Source organism: Streptomyces zagrosensis, from assembly GCF_014203645.1.
GTDB lineage: Bacteria > Actinomycetota > Actinomycetes > Streptomycetales > Streptomycetaceae > Streptomyces > Streptomyces zagrosensis.
Genome location: NZ_JACHJL010000009.1, coordinates 77457 through 98038 on the forward strand (window position 1 = coordinate 77457; position 20582 = coordinate 98038).

18 protein-coding genes and 1 pseudogene are annotated in these 20582 nt (G+C 69.6%); 11 read left to right on the forward strand and 8 right to left on the reverse strand.

Annotated features, from left to right (window positions below; all coding sequences use genetic code 11):
* Positions 1-14 precede the first annotated feature (14 nt).
* Positions 15-437 (reverse strand): ATP-binding protein, encoded by a 423-nt coding sequence (locus tag FHS42_RS18280; protein WP_184573323.1) that lies wholly within the window; start codon positions 435-437, stop codon positions 15-17.
* Positions 438-625: 188 nt separating this feature from the next.
* Entirely contained in the window at positions 626-1777 is a 1152-nt protein-coding gene (locus FHS42_RS18285) for a VldE C-terminal domain-containing protein (protein WP_184573324.1), read from the reverse strand.
* A 361-nt stretch (positions 1778-2138) separates the two neighbouring features.
* On the opposite strand from FHS42_RS18285, the gene dapE reads away from it, so the two are divergent.
* Both dapE and FHS42_RS18295 read left to right on the forward strand, forming a co-directional pair.
* Positions 2139-3239: a succinyl-diaminopimelate desuccinylase gene (gene dapE / locus FHS42_RS18290; RefSeq protein WP_184573325.1), complete on the forward strand. Its 1101-nt coding sequence runs from the start codon at positions 2139-2141 to the stop codon at positions 3237-3239.
* Between the two features lie 234 nt (positions 3240-3473).
* Positions 3474-4235: an LOG family protein gene (locus FHS42_RS18295; protein ID WP_184573326.1), complete on the forward strand. Its 762-nt coding sequence runs from the start codon at positions 3474-3476 to the stop codon at positions 4233-4235.
* A 246-nt stretch (positions 4236-4481) separates the two neighbouring features.
* On the opposite strand, the gene folP is transcribed toward FHS42_RS18295, so the two are convergent.
* Entirely contained in the window at positions 4482-5342 is an 861-nt protein-coding gene (gene folP, locus FHS42_RS18300) for a dihydropteroate synthase (RefSeq protein WP_184573327.1), read from the reverse strand.
* A gap of 95 nt (positions 5343-5437) precedes the next feature.
* Between folP and FHS42_RS39130 the strand changes: the two genes are divergently transcribed.
* Positions 5438-6157 (forward strand): hypothetical protein, encoded by a 720-nt coding sequence (locus FHS42_RS39130; protein ID WP_376772623.1) that lies wholly within the window; start codon positions 5438-5440, stop codon positions 6155-6157.
* Positions 6154-6747, forward strand: coding sequence for a DNA-3-methyladenine glycosylase I (locus FHS42_RS18310; protein WP_184573328.1), 594 nt, complete (start codon positions 6154-6156; stop codon positions 6745-6747). The genes FHS42_RS39130 and FHS42_RS18310 overlap by 4 nt, the downstream gene beginning before the upstream one ends.
* Positions 6748-6905: 158 nt before the next feature.
* Here the strand turns inward: FHS42_RS18310 and chcB are convergent, their stop codons facing one another.
* Positions 6906-7706: a 2-cyclohexenylcarbonyl CoA isomerase gene (gene chcB / locus FHS42_RS18315; RefSeq protein ID WP_184573329.1), complete on the reverse strand. Its 801-nt coding sequence runs from the start codon at positions 7704-7706 to the stop codon at positions 6906-6908.
* 449 nt (positions 7707-8155) lie between these two features.
* Between chcB and FHS42_RS18320 the strand changes: the two genes are divergently transcribed.
* Entirely contained in the window at positions 8156-8323 is a 168-nt protein-coding gene (locus tag FHS42_RS18320) for a DUF3117 domain-containing protein (protein ID WP_184573330.1), read from the forward strand.
* A gap of 666 nt (positions 8324-8989) precedes the next feature.
* On the opposite strand, the gene FHS42_RS18325 is transcribed toward FHS42_RS18320, so the two are convergent.
* Positions 8990-9664: an O-methyltransferase gene (locus FHS42_RS18325; protein ID WP_184573331.1), complete on the reverse strand. Its 675-nt coding sequence runs from the start codon at positions 9662-9664 to the stop codon at positions 8990-8992.
* 142 nt (positions 9665-9806) lie between these two features.
* Here FHS42_RS18325 and sigE point away from each other — a divergent pair, with 142 nt between their 5' ends.
* From sigE to FHS42_RS18350, 5 genes are all read left to right on the forward strand, one after another.
* Complete coding sequence (gene sigE, locus FHS42_RS18330; protein WP_184573332.1) at positions 9807-10583, forward strand: RNA polymerase sigma factor SigE; 777 nt, start codon at positions 9807-9809, stop codon at positions 10581-10583.
* Positions 10580-11512, forward strand: a complete 933-nt coding sequence (locus tag FHS42_RS18335; RefSeq protein ID WP_184573333.1) for an anti-sigma factor family protein — start codon at positions 10580-10582, stop codon at positions 11510-11512. Before sigE ends, FHS42_RS18335 begins: the two co-directional genes overlap by 4 nt.
* A 207-nt stretch (positions 11513-11719) precedes the next feature.
* Entirely contained in the window at positions 11720-14074 is a 2355-nt protein-coding gene (locus FHS42_RS18340) for a trypsin-like peptidase domain-containing protein (protein ID WP_184573334.1), read from the forward strand.
* 365 nt (positions 14075-14439) lie between these two features.
* The gene (locus FHS42_RS18345; RefSeq protein ID WP_184573335.1) at positions 14440-14910 is read left to right on the forward strand and encodes a sec-independent translocase; all 471 of its coding nucleotides are present in this window, start codon (positions 14440-14442) and stop codon (positions 14908-14910) included.
* A gap of 105 nt (positions 14911-15015) precedes the next feature.
* Positions 15016-15714 carry a hypothetical protein gene (locus FHS42_RS18350; protein WP_376772624.1) on the forward strand — a complete coding sequence of 233 codons (699 nt, stop codon included), beginning with the start codon at positions 15016-15018 and terminating at the stop codon, positions 15712-15714.
* A 149-nt stretch (positions 15715-15863) separates the two neighbouring features.
* On the opposite strand, the gene FHS42_RS18355 is transcribed toward FHS42_RS18350, so the two are convergent.
* The 3 genes and pseudogenes from FHS42_RS18355 to FHS42_RS18365 form a co-directional block, all read right to left on the reverse strand.
* Positions 15864-17030: an Mrp/NBP35 family ATP-binding protein gene (locus FHS42_RS18355; RefSeq protein ID WP_184573336.1), complete on the reverse strand. Its 1167-nt coding sequence runs from the start codon at positions 17028-17030 to the stop codon at positions 15864-15866.
* 505 nt (positions 17031-17535) lie between these two features.
* Positions 17536-18042, reverse strand: a pseudogene (locus FHS42_RS18360) (DUF1003 domain-containing protein); the annotation flags it as partial.
* Positions 18032-19345: a magnesium transporter MgtE N-terminal domain-containing protein gene (locus tag FHS42_RS18365; RefSeq protein ID WP_184573337.1), complete on the reverse strand. Its 1314-nt coding sequence runs from the start codon at positions 19343-19345 to the stop codon at positions 18032-18034. The pseudogene FHS42_RS18360 and the gene FHS42_RS18365, both read right to left, overlap by 11 nt.
* Before the next feature lie 359 nt (positions 19346-19704).
* Between FHS42_RS18365 and FHS42_RS18370 the strand changes: the two genes are divergently transcribed.
* Positions 19705-20493: a hypothetical protein gene (locus tag FHS42_RS18370; RefSeq protein ID WP_184573338.1), complete on the forward strand. Its 789-nt coding sequence runs from the start codon at positions 19705-19707 to the stop codon at positions 20491-20493.
* The last annotated feature ends 89 nt before the right edge of the window (positions 20494-20582 follow it).

A 20582-nucleotide genomic window follows, 5' to 3' on the forward strand; every position in this document is an offset into this window, starting at 1 on the left:
GAGCGGCGCGGTGGTTAGGTGATCGGCAGGTTCAGGTCGGTCACCGCGTCCGCCAGGTTGTTGGTGGAGACGTTCTTCGGCCGCAGTGTGTCTGCGGGCAATGCCTGGCCGACCTGCTTCGCCGTGCCGAGGAGTCGCTCGCTGCCCGCGACGGACGGGACCGCGCTCTTGCCGAGGGAGCCGACGACCTTGCCGGCGGCGGGTGCGCTCTTGCGCACCAGGTTGGCACCGACCTGCCCCGCGCTGTCCGTGGTCTCCCGCGAGACGTCGTCCACCGCGTCACCCAGGAAGGAGGCGTCAGCGCTACCGAGGGCGCCCGGCCCGACCGGAGCGGGAGCGGGGGCTGCCTGGGTCGCTCCGGCGCCGATCAGGGGAGCTGTGCCCGCGGCGACCAGCAGCGCGGCCTGGGCAATCCGACGCGTGAGAGGGAGAGACATCATGCTCCTTCGGCGGTGTCATATGGAAAGAATTGCAGTGCTGTATCCAGTGTTCGGACGCAGTGACTACCGCGTGAGCGACGGGAAGGTTGCGGCTCGTTTTGGTAAAGAGTTGTTAATGTGTCGCATTATCGGCCCAGGCAAAGTGGGTCAATTCGCAATACTCGGAGTCTCTCGGGTCGCCTGTGTTATCGGGCGAGCCCGATACGTACCTTCGTAGGGGAATTCTCCGAGGTCATACGCGCGGAATGGGCGGCCTGCCCGGAAACCGTGCGCCAGCCTTTCGTGGAATTGCTCGCCGTCCATTCCCGGTCGCCGAAAGAGATGCGGATGATGCGCAGTTCGGTGGCGTGGGCCATGGCCCAGTGCGCCACCTCCCAGCCGCGTTCTTGCGGGTCGCCGCCCGGGGTCGTGGCGCGTACGAGAACATCTACTTCGTGCGGGTTCGCCCTCCCGCCCCGGGAGTTGGTCTCCCGCTCGCCACGGTTGCCGGCATGGTCACCGGTACTGCCATCGTCACCGGTACTGCCACCGGTGCCGCGTGCCCCGGCGCCGTGGTGTGCCGCGCCGTCATCCTTGGAGCCGGGGTCATTCTCGGGGTCGAACTCATTGTTGGAGCCGGGCTCGCCCATGCCGCCCTGCCCTGTGGTGTCGTTTCCGGTGCCGGGGGTTGCGCTGTCGGCCCGCTTCGCACCGGAGGCCAGGACCTTCGGCCCGAACTCGCGGGCAATGAGCGTCCGTAGCCGCTGCGGATCGCCGGGCTCCCCGTCATCCGGGAGTGCGGGGCAGCGGAACGAGGCCGCGAGCCGTCCGGTCAGCGACGCGGTCAGCAGCCTGGCCGTCGCCTCATGCTTCGCGTACGCCTGCGGAAAGCCACTGAACTGCACGCGCTGGGCAGCGACGGTCAACGGCAGCCGCGAATACCCGGGCACCTTCACCAGATAGTCGAAGAACTTTCCCGCCGAGTAGACCGGATCGAGTATCTGCTGCGCGGTGCCCCAGCCCTGCGATGGGCGTTGCTGGAAGAGACCCAGCGAATCCCGGTCGCCGCGCCGGATGTTGTGCAACCCCGACTCCTGTAGGGCGGTCGCCAGCGCAATGGTCACCGCCCGGTCCGGCAGCCCGCGCGACGAGGCGACGGCCGAGATGGTGGCCGCGTGAATGGACTGCTCGGGGTCGAGTTCCAGGCGCTCGCCATCGGCCCGTACGGTGCAGCGCGGTGGCCCGCCACCGCCGGTCAGCAGGTGCGCCATCGCGTACCCGACCAGCGCGAGGAGCACCGCGCACGCCACCCCGGCACGCGCCCGGCGGGCGCGGCTGGAGAGGAAGGGGAGGGACACGCGACACACCGTACTGGAGTGCGTTCGGCCGCCGTGCTAGAGGCGGTCATGGGGGCCGTGATGCGGGCTCTGGTACGTGCCCGGAGGCGTGCCGGTGAACGAGACGCGGCAGCGGGGAGCGGAGGGTCCGCGCCGGCGTGCATTCCGTGCGGTGCCTCCCGATGACGGGTTCGGTGCGACTCCTGCCAGAGCCAGAGCCAGAGCCAGAGCCAGTTCCAGTTCCAGTTTCAGAGCCAGATTCCGGTTTCGGTTCCGGTTCGGGCCTGGGTGCGAGCTGCGGTTACAGGGTCGCGGCGGGGGGTGCACAGCGGGTGCGTTGGCCACCGGCTCAGGCGGCCGGGGACCCCGTAGGGTCGCACTCATGGAGCATGAGCACCCCGCACTTGACCTGTCCGTGGATGCCGCCGAGCTGACCGCGCGCCTGGTGGACTTCCCCTCCGTGAGCGGCGCGGAGAAGCCGCTGGCGGACGCCGTTGAGCATGCGTTGCGCGCACTGCCGCACCTGCGCGTGGACCGGGACGGCGACGCGATCGTCGCGCGGACCGACCTCGGCCGTACCGAACGCGTCGCACTCGCCGGACATATCGACACGGTGCCGATCGCCGACAACGTGCCCTCGCGGCTGACCGGCGCAACCGATGGTGCTGCCGGGGACGGCGGCGTGCTGTGGGGCTGCGGCACATCCGACATGAAGTCCGGGGTCGCCGTGCAGTTGCGGATCGCGGCCACGGTGCCCGAGCCCAACCGCGACCTGACGTTCGTCTTCTACGACAACGAGGAAGTCTCCGCCGAACTGAACGGCCTGCGGCGACTGGCCGAACGGCACCGCGACTGGCTCGACGCCGACTTCGCGGTCCTCCTCGAACCCACCCACGGCAAGGTCGAAGGCGGCTGTCAGGGCACCATGCGGGCGCGCGTGGAAACCACTGGCAAGCGAGCGCACTCCGCCCGCAGCTGGCTCGGCGACAACGCCATCCACAAGGCCGCACCGATCCTGGCCAGGCTCTCCCGGTACGAGCCACGCCGGGTCGCGATCGACGGACTGACGTACCACGAGGGCCTTAACGCGGTGGGGATCGCGGGCGGTCACGCCGGCAACGTGATCCCCGACGCCTGCGCCGTCACCGTGAACTTCCGCTTCGCCCCCGACCGCTCGGAGGAGGCGGCGCTCGCGCACGTACGTGAGGTGTTCGACGGTTTCGACGTCGTCCTCGCCGACAGCGCGCCCGGCGCACTGCCCGGGCTCTCGCACCCGGCAGCCACCGCGTTCGTGGCCGCGGTCGGTGCCGAACTCGGGCCCAAGCTCGGCTGGACCGACGTCGCCCGCTTCTCGGCGCTCGGCGTCCCCGCGGTCAACTACGGCCCGGGCGACCCGAAGTTGGCGCACACCCGCGAGGAACACGTCTCGGTAGCCGCCATCCTGGAGGCCGAGGAGCGGCTGCGCGCCTGGCTGGTGGCCTAGCTAGGCGCGCCTGTTTTCCGCTGGCGGCCTGCTGCCCCGCTCCGCCCTGCCAGTGCGCTGCGCTCCCGCAACCCGGTCTACCTGAACAAGCGGTTTCTGTAGCTCGTCCCGTACGCGTATCGCTGACCCTGCTCATGCCAAACGATGCTGGTCGGCGTCGCGGGAGGCTTACGCTGAGGCGCAGAGACTCTCCCTTCGCCCCGGCGGGGGGAGGCGCACGCGAAGGGAGCGCATATGGCCAATGCCGAGAAGGGGCGTACGCCGCAGGACGAGGGCGGGGAGCAGCGTCTTGGGCCGGTGGTGCGACGCCGTGGCCAGATGCAGGCGGGCACGACGGACCAGCATCTCCTCGACACGCGGGGCTCCAGTGGCTGGGTGCACGAGGACCCGTTCCGGGTGCTGCGCATCCAGTCGGAGTTCGTGGAGGGCTTCGGGGCCCTAGCCGAACTCGGCCCCGCGGTCAGTGTGTTCGGTTCGGCGCGTACGACACCGGATTCACCCGAGTACGAGGCGGGGGTCCGGATCGGGCGGGCGCTCGTGGACGCGGGCTTCGCGGTGATCACCGGCGGTGGCCCCGGCGCGATGGAGGCCGCGAACCGGGGTGCGTGCGAGGGCGGCGGGGTCTCGGTGGGACTCGGCATCGAGCTGCCGTTTGAGCAGGGCCTGAACAGATACGTCGATATCGGGGTGAACTTCCGATATTTCTTCGTACGCAAGACGATGTTCGTGAAGTACGCACAGGGCTTCGTCGTCCTGCCCGGTGGCCTGGGCACGCTGGATGAGCTGTTCGAGGCGCTGACCCTGGTCCAGACCCGCAAGGTCACCCGCTTCCCGATCGTCCTCTTCGGCTCCGCCTACTGGCAGGGGCTCGTGGACTGGATGCGGGACACGCTGATCGCGCAGGGCAAGGCGTCGCCGAGGGATCTGGAGCTCTTCCACATCACGGACGACGTGGACGAGGCGGTGGCGCTGGTGAGCAAGGAGGCGGGCGTCTGACGCCCGCTGCGCGCCGGGCGGGCACCTTGCTCCCTTGCCCCTGCCCCCGCTTCTTTTCCGGGCAGCCTGTTCGAGGGCGCCCGTCCGGCGCGTGACATGGCTTGAGATTGCGGCGCTCCCGGGCGCTCCCGGGAGCGTGTGCGTGGGGTGGGCGCGGGCGAGGGGCGTGAGGGCGAGCGTAAGCGCGGGGGTGGGCGCCGGGCGCAAGCGCGGTGCGGGGGCTGGTGGGCGTAGGCGGTTACGCGGTTACGCCAGGCCGCGCCGTGCTACGGCAGGCGCCCGGTGCCCCGCGATGGCGGCCACCATATCCAGCACCTGCTTGGTCTCGCTCACCTCATGCACCCGATAGACCTGGGCCCCGAGCCACGCCGAGACCGCCGTGGCGGCCAGGGTGCCGATGACCCGCTCCTTCACGGGCTTGTCGAGCGTCTCGCCGACGAAGTCCTTGTTGGACAGCGAGACGAGCACCGGCCAGCCGGTCTCCCTCATCTCGCCGAGCCGCCGGGTCGCCTCCAGCGAATGCCGGGTGTTCTTCCCGAAGTCGTGCCCCGGATCGATCAAAATGCCGTCGCGGCGCACGCCAAGGCCGGCAGCGCGCTCCGCAAGCCCCAGCGTGACCCGCAGGATGTCGGCCATCACATCGTCGTAGCCGATGCGATGCGGTCGGGTCCTGGGCTCGACGCCGCCCGCATGCGTACACACCAGCCCCACGCCGTACCGCGCCGCGACCTCCGCCAACCCGGGGTCCACGCCACCCCACGCGTCATTGATCAGGTCCGCGCCCGCCGCACAGACCGCCTCCCCGACCTCGTGTCGCCACGTATCGACGCTGATCACCACGTCGGGATGGCGTTTACGCACCTCGGCGACGAATCCGACGGTTCTGCGCACTTCCTCCGCCGCGCTCACCTCGTCCCCCGGTCCGGCCTTGACCCCACCGATGTCGATGATGGCAGCACCCTCTGACACCGCCTGATCGACGCGGTCGAGAGCGGGCCGGTCCTGGAATGTGGCGCCCTGGTCGTAGAAGGAGTCCGGCGTTCGATTCACGATGGCCATGATCACCGGCTCGTGCGTGTCGAACTCGCGCCGTCCAAGCCGCAGCATTGCGTAACTCCTTCTTCCGTCGTCCGGCAGTGACCTTAACCGCTGCGGCGTACGGCGCCGGTGTCAGTGGGGCATGGCACGATCGGATCTGTTGAATGGCGGATGCACCTCGGGGAGTCGTCGTGTTCTGGTTTTTGCTCATCGCGCTCGTCGCAGTCGTCGGGGCGGTCACGCTTGTCGTGATCGGCGGCGGTGACGGCGGTGCGCTGCCCGAGGCGCAGCCGGACCGGGTCGTGGACCCGCTGCCCGAGGATCGCCCGGTAGATCGCGCGGACATAGAGGATCTGCGGCTGCCGCTGGCCCTGCGGGGTTACCGGATGATGGAGGTCGATGATGCGCTTGGGCGGCTCGGTGCCGAGTTGGCCGAACGGGATGCCAGGATCGCCGAGCTGGAGGCCGCCCTCGCGGGCACACAGGCCACGGCGTATGCGGGACCAGGGCTGATAGGTGAGCCGGGTGCCACGCCGACCGCGCGAGCGGTGCCGCCCGTGGCCCCGGCGGACGCGATGCCCGTTGGCCCTTCGTCGGACGCGGCGCCCGGCCGTGCCGGACACGGCGGCGGACCGGCTGGCGCACACCGTCCGTCCGACGCGGAGGAGTCCCGCGACAACGACGCCATGCGCCGTAGCGCCAGTGGCACCCCGGGCGGCGTGGGCTCCGACGAGTCCGCAGAGCCTGACGAGGGCCCAGCGGGCTCAGCGGGCCCAGCGGGCCCAGCGGACTCAGACGGGGGCCCAAACGAGGATGGCGCAAGGCACCACGGCCATGGTGCGGGCAACCAGGGCCGTGCGGACGAAGAGGGGGAACAGCGATGAGCGACAGGGGATCGGTGGCCGGCCCCGATGGTCTGCTGCGGTGTCCGTGGGGGCTCCAGGCGGAATCGATGGCGGACTACCGGACGTACCACGATCACGAGTGGGGCCGCCCGGTGCACGGCGACGATGCGCTGTACGAGCGGATATGCCTGGAGGCGTTCCAGTCCGGTCTGTCGTGGCTGACGATTTTGCGCCGACGTGAGGGGTTCCGTGCCGCCTTCGCCGGGTTCAAGATCAAGGCAGTGGCGGACTTCACGGACGCGGACGTGGAGCGACTGCTCGCCGATCCCGGCATCATCCGTAACCGCGCCAAGATCGCGGCGACCATCAACAACGCGCGGATCGCGGCGAATTTGGCCGATGGCGAGTTGGACGAGCTGATCTGGTCGTACGCACCGGATCACACCAACCGACCGGTGCCGCGGACCTTTGACGAGGTGCCCGCCATCACTCCGCAGTCCACGGCGCTCTCCCGCGATCTGAAGAAGCGCGGCTTTCGCTTTGTCGGCCCGACCACGGCGTACGCGCTGATGCAGGCCTGCGGCCTGGTCAACGACCACTTGGCGGACTGCCACGTGCGGGCCGGCTAGGCGGCCGACCCGCCCCGCCCCGCCCCGACTAGCCCCCGACCAGCCCAGCCCCGAAGCGCTGGCCGAGGCAGGGGCAGGACAGGCCAGGGCAGGGGGGACAGCGGGGGGCAGGGGGACAGGCAGGACGAGACAGGGCAAGGGCCGATCAGCGTGTGGGGTCAGCGGCCCAGAAACTCGGGCTTCTCCTTTTTGACGAAGGCGTCCACGGCAATGCGGTGGTCTTCCGAGGCGCCCGCCCTGGCCTGGAGTTCCTCTTCCTTGGCCAGGGTGGCGAGCAGTGAGTGCCCGGCCGCGTAGGCGAGGGATTCCTTGATCGCGGCGTAGGCGACGGTCGGGCCCTGGGCCAGCCTCTGGGCGACCTGCTGGGCCGTGGCGGCCAGTTCGGCGGCGGGGACCACCTTGTTGGCGATGCCGAGTTCAGCGGCCTCTTCGGCGCTGACCGAGCGGGGGAAGAGCATCAGTTCGGCGGCCCTGCCGTGGCCGATGAGCCGGGGCAGTGTCCAGGACACCCCGGAGTCAGCGCTGAGCGCGACTCCGGCGAAGGAGGTGGTGAAGGAAGCGGTGTCGGCGACGACCCGGTAGTCGGCGGCGAAGGCGAAGCCAGCTCCGGCGCCCGCCGCGACGCCATTGACCGCGGCAACGACCGGCTTCGGCATCTCGGCGATGGCCGTGACGATGGGGTTGTAGTGCTCCTTGACGGTATTCATGGTGGACCCGGCGGCGCGTACCGCATCGTCGTGCAACCGCTCGATGTGCTCCTTGAGGTCCTGGCCGACGCAGAAGGCCCGACCGCTGCCGGTCAGCAACACGGCTCGCACGGCCGCGTCCCCAGCGGCCTCGTGCAGGGTGTCCCGCAGCGTCACCTTGAGCTCGGTGTTGAGCGCGTTCATGGCGTCGGGACGATTCAAGGTGATCGTCGCGAGTCCCTCGGTCACGTCGTAGAGCACGGTGTCGGCCATGGGTGGGTCCCCTCCGTATGGGTCCGTGAGTCCGTTGGGTCCGCGGCTCGCGGGCCCGTGGGTTCCTGGTGCATCCGGCTGAGCCGTGGGGCGTCACGGCCCGCGGTGGCCCGGTTTTGGACCTTTGCGTTCCGGTCCGGCGCCGGCTGCGGAGCGAAGGGCCCGGACCGTGGTGCCTCGGTTCGCGATCAGCATGCCGGAGATCCGTACGTCCGTCATGTGACCTGCGTCAAAGAACCGACCTACCGTTCGGCCCGGACGGTCGCGCAGTATCGCAGGGCGATCACCGAATTGGGGGGTTTTGTGGGAGTCGCTTGCGAAGGTGATGCTCGCCGCCGTTGGTCATCGGGTCATGGCATGCGGGATAATGGCGGGGAAGCAATGTGTTCGATGCCGGTGACACCTAGGTTGTCGGCTGCGATGAGCTGGTTTCAGGAAGGGGAACGAGCATGGCGGCCATGAAGCCGCGGACGGGCGATGGCCCGCTCGAGGTGACCAAGGAGGGGCGGGGCATCGTCATGCGCGTTCCGCTCGAGGGCGGCGGACGACTCGTCGTCGAGCTGACACCGGACGAGGCCAACGCGCTGGGCGACGCACTGAAGAAGGTCGTCGGCTAGCGGCGCGGGCCACATGATCACGCGCGCTGCCCCGGTTACGGCTGAGAATCGTAGCCGGGGCAGCGGTATGTCTTCCCCCCGTTTCCGTACGGTCCCACCCGCCGCGTGCTCCGCCGAGCGCGTGAGGAAAACCTTGACGTCGCGTACGCAGATCACTTCTTGGCGTCAATTTCCGTGTGCAATGCCATGGCGCCGGCTGCGCAGATCACTTCTTGGCGTCGATTTCTCTGCGTAAGCCCTTGGTGCCGAACGCTCAGGTCACTTTCTGGCCTCGATTCCCGTGCGCAATTTCGAGGCGTCCAGCGCGTACGCCGCACTCCTTCGCGTCGATCCCGCGCGTGTTTCTTCCGGCGAGCTCCGCCCATGGGCGCTGGCCCGGTCGCTCCGCTGGCTCACTGACTCGCTCGCACTGACTCGCTCGCAGGCCCTTGGTTCGTCGCCCGCTGGGTGGTCTGCCTCGGCCCTGCGCCGGCCGACTGTGCGGCGCACACGTCCGACTGAACGAGGGCACTTCGGCGCATGGGTGCTTCACCGCATAGAGGGACCCGTCAGCAAGGAACTCGACCCCGCGAGGCTGTGGACCCGCCCGGGTCCGCCCACCCTGAGCTCCCAGCATGTGTTGCCCGCCGGCCGTCTGGGGCCGTACTGGCTGTGCCCTGCGCCGTACTAGCTGCGCTTGACCGCGCACAGGAGGCCGTCGCCCACCGGGAGCAGCGACGGCTGGAGGACCGTGGATTCACGCACGGCGCGCAGCAGCTCCCGCAGCCGCAGCACCTCCGGTGGCTGGGCGGCGGACTCCACCGTCCTGCCGTCCGCGAAGACGCCCTCGAAACAGACCAGCCCGCCGGGACGCAGCAGGCGCAACGATTCGGCGAGGTAGTCGAGGCACTCGGCGCGGTCGGCGTCGCAGAAAACCAGGTCGTACCCGCCATCGGCGAGCCGAGGCAGTACGTCGAGTGCGCGGCCGGGGATGAAACGTGCCCGGTTTCCCGCGAAGCCTGCCGCCCGGAACGCCTGCCGGGCGAACTGCTGGCGCTCAGGCTCCAGGTCCACCGTCGTCAGTACGCCATCGGGTCGCATGCCGTGGAGAAGGTGAATGCCGGAAACCCCGGTTCCGGTGCCGATCTCGGCGACGGCCTTGGCGTCGGCGGTCGCGGCGAGCAGGCGCAGCGCGGCACCCGTGCCGGAGGACACCGAGCGCAGCCCTGCCTCCCGGGCCCGCTCACGGGCCCAGCGCAGCGCTGTGTCGTCGATGTGCTCGACGCCGTACGCCTCGGCGAACGCCCAGCTCGTCTGCCGGTTGCCGGTAATGGCCCTCTCCTGTCCCCGTAGTTGACGCAACGGTGACTGTATCCGCTGCGCTCGGGAACCCGCAGATGGGACTGGGCGTTGAAAGAGAGCGGAACGACTGAGTGAGTGCTGAGCGATCGAGTCCAAATAGCAGGGCAAAAATGCTTATCCGGAGCTAACGGGCGAGGTGGATATGGTAGTGGCTCTACTGGAGACCACCAGAGCCGACAGGGGAGGTGCGGCTGCGACCGGTGGCCGAAGAGTGCTGAAGCGCTTTGGCAGGCCGACGGACGAGCCGAAATCCGTGACCAACACCGCTGACCGATTCCGCACTACTGAATCCGCAACTACCGCGACTTTCGCCACCGATGCGGATTCGCAGGCGTGGACCCCTCCCACCTGGGAGGAGATCGTCAGCACCCATAGCGCACGGGTCTATCGCCTCGCCTACCGCCTCACTGGTAATCAGCACGACGCAGAAGACCTGACCCAAGAGGTGTTCGTCCGGGTCTTCCGCTCCCTCTCGACGTACACGCCGGGCACCTTCGAGGGCTGGCTGCACCGCATTACGACCAACCTCTTCTTGGACATGGTCCGACGCCGGCAGCGCATCCGCTTTGACGCGCTCGGTGATGATGCGGCCGAGCGGCTCCCCAGCCGCGAGCCCTCTCCCCAGCAGCACTTCAACGACACTCACTTCGACGCCGATGTGCAGCAAGCCCTGGACACCCTGGCGCCGGAGTTTCGTGCGGCCGTGGTGCTGTGCGACATCGAGGGCCTGTCGTACGAGGAGATCGCCGCGACGCTCGGCGTGAAGCTCGGCACCGTGCGCAGCCGCATTCACCGCGGCCGGTCCCACCTGCGCAAGGCGCTTCAGCACCGTTCCCCATCGGCCCGCGCCGAACAGCGCGCGGTTGCTTCGGTGTCCCCGGCCGCGCCGGGGCTCAGCGGGGAGGTCGGGATCGCGTGACCGGTTCAGGCGGTCAGTCCCCCGCCGAGCAGCACCTCGGCGACCGCCTCGCGGCTTTGGTCGATGGCGAATTGGGGCATGATGCGCGCGAGCGAGTGCTCGCGCACTTGGCGACGTGTCCTCGCTGTAAGGAAGAGGCGGATGAACAGCGGCGGCTGAAAAGCATGTTCGCCCAAACCGCCGTGCCTCCGCCGTCCGAGGGGTTCCTCGCCCGGCTCCAGAATCTGCCCGCCGGCCCGCTCACCGGCGACGACGATCAAGGCCCGTTCGGCGGCTCGGCGTCCAGCCGGGACGTCTTCGGCATGCGCGACGAGGCGTTTGCCTTCCTTCCTACGACCGCGGCACCCCGCGAGCGTAGCTTCCGCATACATGAGATGGACCGCGCGCTACCGCGCAGCAGGCGGTTCGCCTTCGCTGCTGCCGGAGCAGTCTCGCTGGCCGCCTTCGCCCTCGGCGGTGCGCTGCCCTTGGACGCGGCGGTTGACTCGCCCGGGAGTCGCCTGGATGGCAACGGCTCTGCGACGACCCCCCTGCGTATTGACGGCGGGGGCGGCTCGTCGGTGGGCTTCCAAGAGGCCGCCCGCCGATCAATGGGACTGTTCTCGGTCAGTGGCGAACGGACCGCGCAGCTCGACCCGCGGACCGGTAAGCCCCTCACGCCGTCACCCAGCGCGACCACTCACCCCGGCGCGCAACCCCCGCCGTACGAGGCACTGCCGCGGTCCATGGGCAGCGCGCTGCCGCCGCTCATCCAGCCAGTGCTGTCGCTGGCGGCCCAGCAGCCGTCGTTCGGTCAGCACCGGGTGCGCGAACGGCAGGCGGCCCCGGCGCCCACCCAGATGGAAGTGCCCTCTCATCCCGCTAGCCGAACCACACCACTGACCAGCGCCGATGTCGGCTCTGAGCTGCACGGCGCCAACGCCCGCTGATCGCCGATCGATGGGAGCGGCCCAGCACGGCGATCACGGGACGGGCCACCGATGGTGCCCCGCTTCGGGTGACCTGGCGTGGCCGGTCCACTGCGCGGGCCTCGAAGGACCTGATTGAATCGCCAGTGGGCCACGCTTGCCGGACGCTGAAACGCGCTCGCTGGTGGCGCGGCCCGCGCCGGACCGCGGGCGAACTGTGGGGAGAACATGAACGAGGGGAAGGCCCCGGGGCCGAAGTGGTGGAGCCGTCCGAGCGTGGACCCCACCGGACAGCCGCACGCGGGAGTCGAGCCAGTGCGGGACGAGCCCGTGGAGGCCGATTCGGTGCGTGAGGACGCCCTACCGGGTGAATCTGTACGGCCTGAGCCGGGACAAGGCGACGTCGTCCGGGACGGCGCGGTGCGAGATGACGCGGTCCGGGACGGCGTTGTGCGGGATGACGCGGTCCAAGGCGGCGTTGTGCGGGATGACGCTGTGCGAGATGACGCGGTATCGGGTGAGCCCGCACGGCGCGTGCCCGCATCTGAGGAGCTCGCACGGGACGATGCCGTACGCGACGGCCTCGTGCGCGACGGCCTCGTGCGCGACAGCCTCGTGCGTGACGGCCTCGTGCGTGACGCCCCGGGCGGCGGAGAGGCTTCGGGTGCCCGGAATGATTCGGGGGCCTGGGATGGCTCGGACGCCCCGGCTGTTCCCGATGTGTCGGCGGGTGCTGCTTTCGACGTGTCAGCGGGGCCTGGTGTCGGGGCGGTGGACGATGCCGCTGCGCTGCGGGATGCCGCGCCCGAGGCGCGGCCGATTCCCCGGCACGACCCAGATCCGTACAGCACGCCGCCCTATGGCGAGCCTGGCCCATGGGCCCCGGCGCCGCCCGTCCAGCGCCCGATGCCGACGCCTGCGCACGGCACCCAGTTGCCCCCGCACTACGCGCATCCGCCGCACCCCGGCATGACGCCCGCACACGGCACCGCCATGCCGCCGCACCCGGCGAGCCAGCCCGGCGACGGGCAACCTCCCCAGCCAGTGCCTCCCCACCAGCACGAGCCGGTACCCCCGCACCCGCATCAGCAGGTACCGCACCCGCACCAGCCGGTGTCACCGCATCAGCAAGTCCCTCCACATCACCCGGCCCACCAGCCGCATCCGCAACCCCACTCGCAACCCCACTCGCAGCCGCAGCTACCGCTACCGCCTCACCCCCAGGCGCAGCCGGCGCAGTCTCACCCGCAGGGTGTGGCGGGGGTGGAGCAGCAGTCGTTCCCGCTGCATGCCTCTGCCCAGCACAGTGGCGGAGCCCCGCAGGGCCCCCACGCGCCACACGGTGCGCACGGTGCCCAGGTCCCGCACGGCACGCCTGCCGTCCCGCAGTGGCAGCACTATGACCCCTGGCGGGCGTCCAGTGGCGGCGCCGGGGCGCCTGCCGCCGGACGCCCGCGTCGGCGGCGGCGCAGCAAAGTGGTGATCGGCGCGATGCTGCTCGCCTTGCTTGCCGGTGGGATCGGTGGCGGGATCGGCGTGTACGTGGAGCAGGAAGGCGATGACACCGAGCAGATCCAGCTGCCGCAGGCATCCGCCGACACCCAGCAGGCCAGGGACCCGGACAGCATCGCGGGCATCGCGGCTCGGGCGCTGCCCAGCGTGGTGACCATCCACGTCAAGGGCGCGGGGGAGAAGGGCACGGGCACCGGCTTCGTGCTCGATAAGCGCGGCAACATCTTGACCAACAACCATGTGGTGGAACCAGCCGACCAAGCTGGGGGCGATTCGGCCATATCGGTGACGTTCAACGGCGGCCAGACCGCATCGGCCAAGGTCATCGGCCGGGACTCCGGGTACGACCTGGCGGTCATCCGAGTCGAGGGCGTCTCCGGGCTCAAGCCGCTGGCGTTGGGTAACTCCGATTCGGTGCGGGTGGGCGACCCGGTGGTAGCCATTGGCGCCCCGTACGACCTGGCGGGCACCGTCACCTCTGGGATCATCAGCGCCAAAGAGCGCCCGATCACCGCGGGCGGTGAGAAGGCGGACGGCAGCGATATCTCGTATGTGGATGCGTTGCAGACCGATGCCCCCATCAATCCCGGTAACTCCGGCGGCCCGCTCGTGGACTCCAAGGGCCGGGTCATTGGGATCAACAGCGTGATCCGCGCCGCGAATGACGGCGGTCTGGGCGGCGGCCAGGGCGGCAGCATCGGGCTCGGCTTCGCGATCCCGATCAACCAGGGCAAGCGGGTCGCGGAAGAGCTGATCAACAGCGGCAAGGCGACGCATCCGGTGATTGGCGTCACGCTCGACATGAAGTTCGGGGGCGATGGTGCACGGGTCGCGATGACCGGCAGCGGTGGCCCCGCGGTCACCAAGGACGGCCCCGGCGACAAGGCGGGCATTCGGCCGAGCGATGTGATTACCGAGGTGGACGGGGTGCCCGTGCACAGCGGCCAGGAGCTGATCGTGAAGATCCGCAGTCACCGGCCCGGCGATCGACTGAAGCTGTCCGTGGAGCGGGACGGCGACGAACGGCCCGTCGAGCTCACGTTGGGCTCTGCGAGCGACGTCGAACGCTGAGCAACGCCGGGGGTGTCCGCGCCCGGCCGTCCGGAAGTCGGCCCGGCCGTCCGGAAGTCGGCCCGGCGTACGGCGGCGCGCGGAGGCTGGAAAGGCGGGGTTGTGCGCAGGCGTTAACCGGCGTTTCCTGGGCGAGGAGCGGCGTACTGGCGTACCGCGGCAAGCGTGAGGTAGGGCACTGCGGAATCGAGTGCTCGGGCACCACGGGTGCGGGGCGAACGGTGCGGATGGGGTGCGGGGCGCGCGGGCAGAGGCCCGGTGCTTGGTCTGTTGTTGGTCCGACCGTCTCCCGTGCCGCCCCGCGAGACAGGTACCGTGTTGGATGGCCTGGACCGTCGGCCACGGACGCATCAAGGAGCTGCAAGGTGTTCTTCGACATAGGACCCCTAGAGCTGGTCGCTCTCGTCATCCTTGCGGTGCTCGTCTTCGGCCCGGACAAGCTTCCCAAAGTGATCCAAGACGCCGCCCGGTTCATCCGCAAGGTCAGGGAGTTCTCGGACAGCGCGAAGGAAGATATCCGGACAGAGTTGGGCCCGGATTTCAAGGACTTCGAGTTCGACGATCTGAACCCCAAGACGTTCGCGCGCAAGCACCTGCTGGACAAGGACGAGCTGGGCCTGAAGGAGATCCGTAACGGATTCGACTTCAAGAAGGAAATGGCCGAGGTCGCCGACGCGGCGCACAGCTACGACGCCTCGGGCAGCACCGACTCCCCACCGGCGACACCCCCGTCTGGTGGCTCATCCGGTAGCTCCTCGGGCGGCTCGGACCTGCTGCGCAAGCGCGACAAGCCGGAGCGCGACGACCCGCCACCGTTCGACTCGGATGCCACCTGATCCCATTCGGGCCGCCTCCTATGGCTATTCTCCCTGTGTCCAGGTGAGGTCGCCTGAAGGGGGGCGGGCCGCCACGGCGAAGGGCAACGAGGAGGCTTCGCGCAGATGGGGACGACGAGTCGGTCAGACGTGCAGGATGCGGCGGCGGCTTCGGGCGCGCCCGCCGGAGAAGTCACGGCGGCCACGCACGACATGCCGACCGAGGTGCGAAGGACGGTCGATGGCTATCTGCTGGCCGCGTTTCCCTGGTACGGCCTCGATGAGGCGTTCACCGGGCCGCGCTGGTTGATGCAGGTTGGCGCGGCGGCCGATGGGATTGTGGAACACGGTTCGACCGGGCATGGCGAAGAGCCGTCGCTGAAGGTGGAGACCACCACGGAAAGCCGCGCGAAGCAGCGCTTCTCGGTGGTGGTGACGGTGGCCAGCCGCCCGGTACGGCGCAGCGCTGACGGCACCGGAATGTTGGAGGCGACGTCCGTGTCATCGGCGGCCTGGCTCGCGGGCTCGGGACTGCTCTCGTGCACCTGGCCGTCACAGATGGAGCGGGCGCTCCGGCAGGACTGGCTTGACCAGCAAACGGCCATCGCCTGGGAACTGGCGGACGACCTTGGCGGGTCCGCCTGGTCGCAGCTCACATTGCCGGTGGACGGGGTGCCAACGGACTTCCACTACCGCGAGTCGGAGTACGGGTGGGTGCTGGCGGGCTCGGCGCGCGAGGGTGTGCACGTGGGAGCGTACGGGCGCGGGATGAGCGCCTACGGGCTGGGCTTTTCCGTCGTCAAGGACATCACGACGTACGCGTAGTCGGTGCCGCCACTGCGCGACGTGGCGGCGCCTGCGATGACTGGTGCTGACGGCTTTGGCTTGGCGCGGCTCGTCGATGCGGCGCAGCGGGCGTAGCGACGGGTGCGGAGCCCCGTGGGCGATTTCAGGGCTCCGTACCCGACCGCGTACTAGAACTTATTGCGCGGGGTGAGGTTCAGCGACATGCCCGACAGACCGCGTTGGCGACCGCCCAGCTTGCCCGCGATGGAGCGCAGTGCGCTGCCCGCCGGGGAGTCGGGGTCGGTTAGCACGACGGGCTTGCCGTCGTCGCCGCCCTCGCGCAGCCGTAGGTCGATGGGGATGGTCCCCAGCACGGGCACCGATGTGCCGGTCGTTTTGGTTAGGCCATCGGCGACGGACTGACCGCCGCCCGTGCCGAACACGTCCACCATCTCGTCACAGTGGGGGCAGGGCAGCCCCGACATGTTCTCGACGACGCCGACGATCTTTTGGTGCGTCTGCACGGCGATGGACCCGGCCCGCTCGGCAACCTCGGCCGCGGCCTGCTGCGGCGTCGTCACCACCAAGATCTCCGCGTTGGGCACCAACTGGGCGACCGAGATGGCGATGTCGCCGGTGCCCGGCGGCAGGTCGAGCAGCAGCACATCCAGATCGCCCCAGAAGACGTCGGAGAGGAACTGCTGGAGCGCGCGGTGCAGCATCGGGCCGCGCCAGACCACCGGGGCGTTGCCCGGGGTGAACATGCCGATCGAGATGACCTTCACGCCATGCGCCGACGGCGGCATGATCATGTTCTCGACCTGGGTGGGGGAGCCATCGGCGCCGAGCATGCGGGGGACCGAGTGCCCGTAGATGTCCGCGTCCACGACGCCGACCTTCAGCCCGTCCGCGGCCATCGCCGCCGCCAGGTTGACCGTCACCGACGACTTGCCGACGCCGCCCTTCCCGGAGGCCACCGCATACACGCGGGTCAGCGAGCCGGGCTTGGCGAACGGCACCTCGCGCTCGGCCTGCCCGCCGCGCAGCGAGGAGGCCAGCTCCTTGCGCTGCTCGTCGCTCATGACATCGAGTTCGACGCTGACACTGGTGACGCCGGGAACTGCGGCCACCGCATCCCGCACTGTGTTGGTAATCGTTTCCCGCATGGGGCAGCCGGAGACCGTGAGATAGATCGCGACCGCCACCGCCCCGTCTGGGGCGATCTCCACCGACTTGACCATGCCGAGTTCGGTGATCGGGCGATGGATCTCCGGGTCGTTCACCGTCGCGAGCGCGTCGCGCACCGCCTCTTCAGCGGGAGCCACGCCGTGCGGGCTGGTCGTTTCGGTAGCCATGCCCCGATGGTACGGCGCGGGCGCAGCGCGCGGGAAAGCCTGTGGACGGTCGCTTTCCTCACGCTCAGCGGGGCCGCCCGCCGGGAATAGACGAGGCGCCGCGAACCTGCCGAACTCTCCGTGGGACATATCCGTCGTGACACGTACGACATATCTGTCGTGACGCGTACATAGTGGGGCCAGGCGTTCAGGCTTCGGACGCGCTACGCACCCGCGCTGTTGCGCTCATCCCCTACTCGCCCGGCTCCTGCGGGCCACCTGGCTCCCGATCTTCCCCGCGGCCCCGAGGACCGCCACGGGCCCCACCCGTACCACGAGCCCCACTGGCACCCCGAGCACCCGGTGCACCACCCTGGCCCCGGGCACCACCCTGGCTCCGCGCGCCGCTCTGACCCCGGGCGCCGCCGTGACCTCGCGCGTCACCCGTGCTCCGGGCGTCCGTGCCGTCCGCCGCGCCGGTGGCGCCCGGGCCGTGGTCGTCAGCTCGGGCGTGCTCGCGCTCCCTGGAGTGCCGCGACGGGGGTTGGTCCGAGTCCGCGGTGTGCCGCCGGTCCAGCTCCCTGACCAGGTCCTCGAATTCCGAGCGAATCCAGTCGCGGGTTGCCACCTCGCCAAGGCCGAGCCGTAGCGCGGCGATCTCCCGGGTCAGGTACTCGGTGTCGGCGATGCTGCGTTCGTTTTGCTTGCGGTCCTGTTCGAGGTTGACCCGGTCTCGGTCGTCCTGCCGGTTTTGCGCGAGCAGGATCAGCGGCGCCGCGTACGACGCCTGGAGAGACAGCGCCAGGGTGAGGAAGATGAACGGATAGTTGTCGAAACGCAGGTCGGACGGAACGGTGGTGTTCCATACCACCCACAGCACGATGACGACCGACATCCACACGATGAAGCGCCCGGTGCCCAGGAACCGCGCCGTGCGCTCGGAGACCCGGCCGAACGCCTCCGCGTCCCACCGGGGCAACAGGGTGCGTCGCGGCTCGCGAGGCTGGTCGAGGCGGATGCGCTCACCGGCCATCGGCGACCTCCGGCAGATCGGGGACGACCGCGCCGTGCAACTCACGCTCGCGCCAGTCGTCGGGCAGCAGATGGTCCAGCACATCGTCCACGGTCACCGCGCCGAGCAACGATCCGCCGGCGTCCACGACGGGCGCGGCCACCATGTTGTACGCGGCGAGGTAGCTGGTCACCTCGGGCAGCGCGGTGTCCGGCGGTAGTGGGCGCAGATCGCTGTCCACGAGCGAACTGACCAGCGTGAACGGCGGGTCCCGCAGGAGCCGCTGGAAGTGCACGATGCCCAGGTACTTGCCGGTGGGCGTCTCGTCCGGGGCCCGGCACACGTACACCTGTGCCGCAAGGGCGGGCGACAGATCCCGGTTGCGTACGCGCGCCAGCGCGTCGGCCACCGTGGCGTCCGGCAGCAGCACGATGGGCTCGGTGGTCATCAATCCGCCCGCCGTACGCTCCTCGTACGAGAGCAGCCGCCGCACGTCCGCCGCCTCGCGAGGCCGCATCAGCGCCAACAGCCGCTCTTTGTCCTCCTCGGGCAACTCGGACAGCAGGTCGGCGGCGTCGTCCGGGTCCATCGCCTCCAGCACATCGGCGGCGCGCTCCTCTTGCAGCTTGCCGAGGATCTCCACCTGGTCGTCGTCGGGCAACTCCTCCAGGACGTCGGCGAGCCGGTCATCGTCCAGCGCAGCGGCGACCTCAGCGCGCCGCTTCGCCGAGAGGTGGTGCAGCACATTGGCGAGGTCGGCGGGGCGCAACTGCTCGAAGGTGGCCAGCAGGTTCTCCGCGCCCTGCCCCTGCTCCTCCAGCGAGAAGCCGGTGACCGCCGACCATTCGACGGTCAGCGCCTCGCCGGAGCGCCGGCCACCGCCAGGCCACCTGCCGCGCAGCGCCGGGGCCTTGCCGCGTCGTACGAAGACCTTGTCGATCTCCCAGTCGCGGCGCGCGGGCAACTGGGCCACCGCCACATCGAGGACGGTCGCCTCCTCGCCGCTCTCCACCAGCGTCACGCGCCGATCCAGCAGCTCGCCGAGCACCAGGGTCTCGGTGGGGCGCTGCTCGAAGCGCCGCATGTTCACCACGCCCGTGGTGATCACCTGTCCGGACTCGACACCGGTGACCCGGGTCATGGGCAAAAAGATCCGGCGCCGGCTAACCACCTCCACCACCAGGCCGAGGATGCGTGGCGGTCTGCCGCTCAGCCCCAGCATGGCCACCAGGTCCCGCACCCGACCCACCGGGTCCCCGTTCGGGTCGAACACGGCGACACCGGCCAGGTGCGAGACGAATACGCGCGGGGCTGCCGCTCCCATGCCACACGCCTCCTTTCGCGGATGTCTCGAGATGCGCGTACCCGCAGATGGCGCGCTGATCTGAAGATCCCGAGTACCTCTATATACCTCCTCCTATCCACAGATATCAGTTGATAGTCAGTGGTATCAGATGATGTGTTGTCAGGCGTGGACGGTGCCCGGTGCGGGTACCCGCTCATCGGGCTCGCTTTCTGTTATGTGATGGATTTTCTGTTTCAGGCCGCCGTGCCGCAGTTCGCTCGGCAGTCCGCTCGGCGTTCGCTCAACATCGGTGCCCGTCTCCCTACGGCGCGCTGCGGACGGGCCCGTACGACACCGGTACGCTGCCCTCTGCACCGGCATCAGGAGGCAGAGCGGACGTGCGCACCTGGAACACGGCTCTCGTTGCGGCGGTATGCGCGGGGTTGGCCGCCGCGACGCTCGCCGGATGCGGCGGCGGCAGCGAGAAAAAAAAGGACCCCGACGAGGGCACCAACGGGGTCGGCAAGCTCCCCGCCGACAAGATCGAGGCCAAGGCACGCCAAGTGGCTCAGCGCGCGGGCGCGGTGCGGCTGACGGGCAACGTGGTCAGTAAGGGACGTACGTACAGTCTCGACATGCGCCTGAAGGGCGACGGCGGCACCGGGCAGGTCTCCACCAAGGGCAGCACCTTTCAGCTGCTGCGCGTGGACAAGGAGCTCTACCTCAAGGCGGGGGCCGACTTCTGGTCGCACCAGCAGGGCGAACCGGGCGAGAAGAACACCTCTGCCCCGACCTCGGAGGGCGGCCAGGGCGCGGACCGCGCCGCAGCAAGCAAGCTGGAAGGCAAGTACGTCAAGGTCCCGGCCGGCGACCCCTCGTACAAGCAGCTCAGCGGCTTCACCGACAAGACCCTGCTACTCGACGGACTGCTCGGGCTGCATGGCACCATCACCAGCGGCGACCGGGCGCACGTCGCCGGCGTGCCGACCATCCGCATCACCGGCGACCAGGGCAACGGCGGCACGCTGGACGTCTCGCTACGGGGCACCCCGTACCCGGTGCGCTTGCAGCGCGCGGGTGGCGCGGGCGTCATTCAGCTCGCCGACTGGAACAAGGAATTTGCGCTGTCCGCGCCCAAGAAGGGCGAGATGGTCGATTACGGGCAGCAGTTGCCACAGAACGGCTGACCCACGCGGAGAAACGGCTGACCCACGCGCGGAGCGCGGGTAAGCCGTGCGGGGCCAGCGGCTCGCCTCCGCGCGACGCGCTGCTCGCG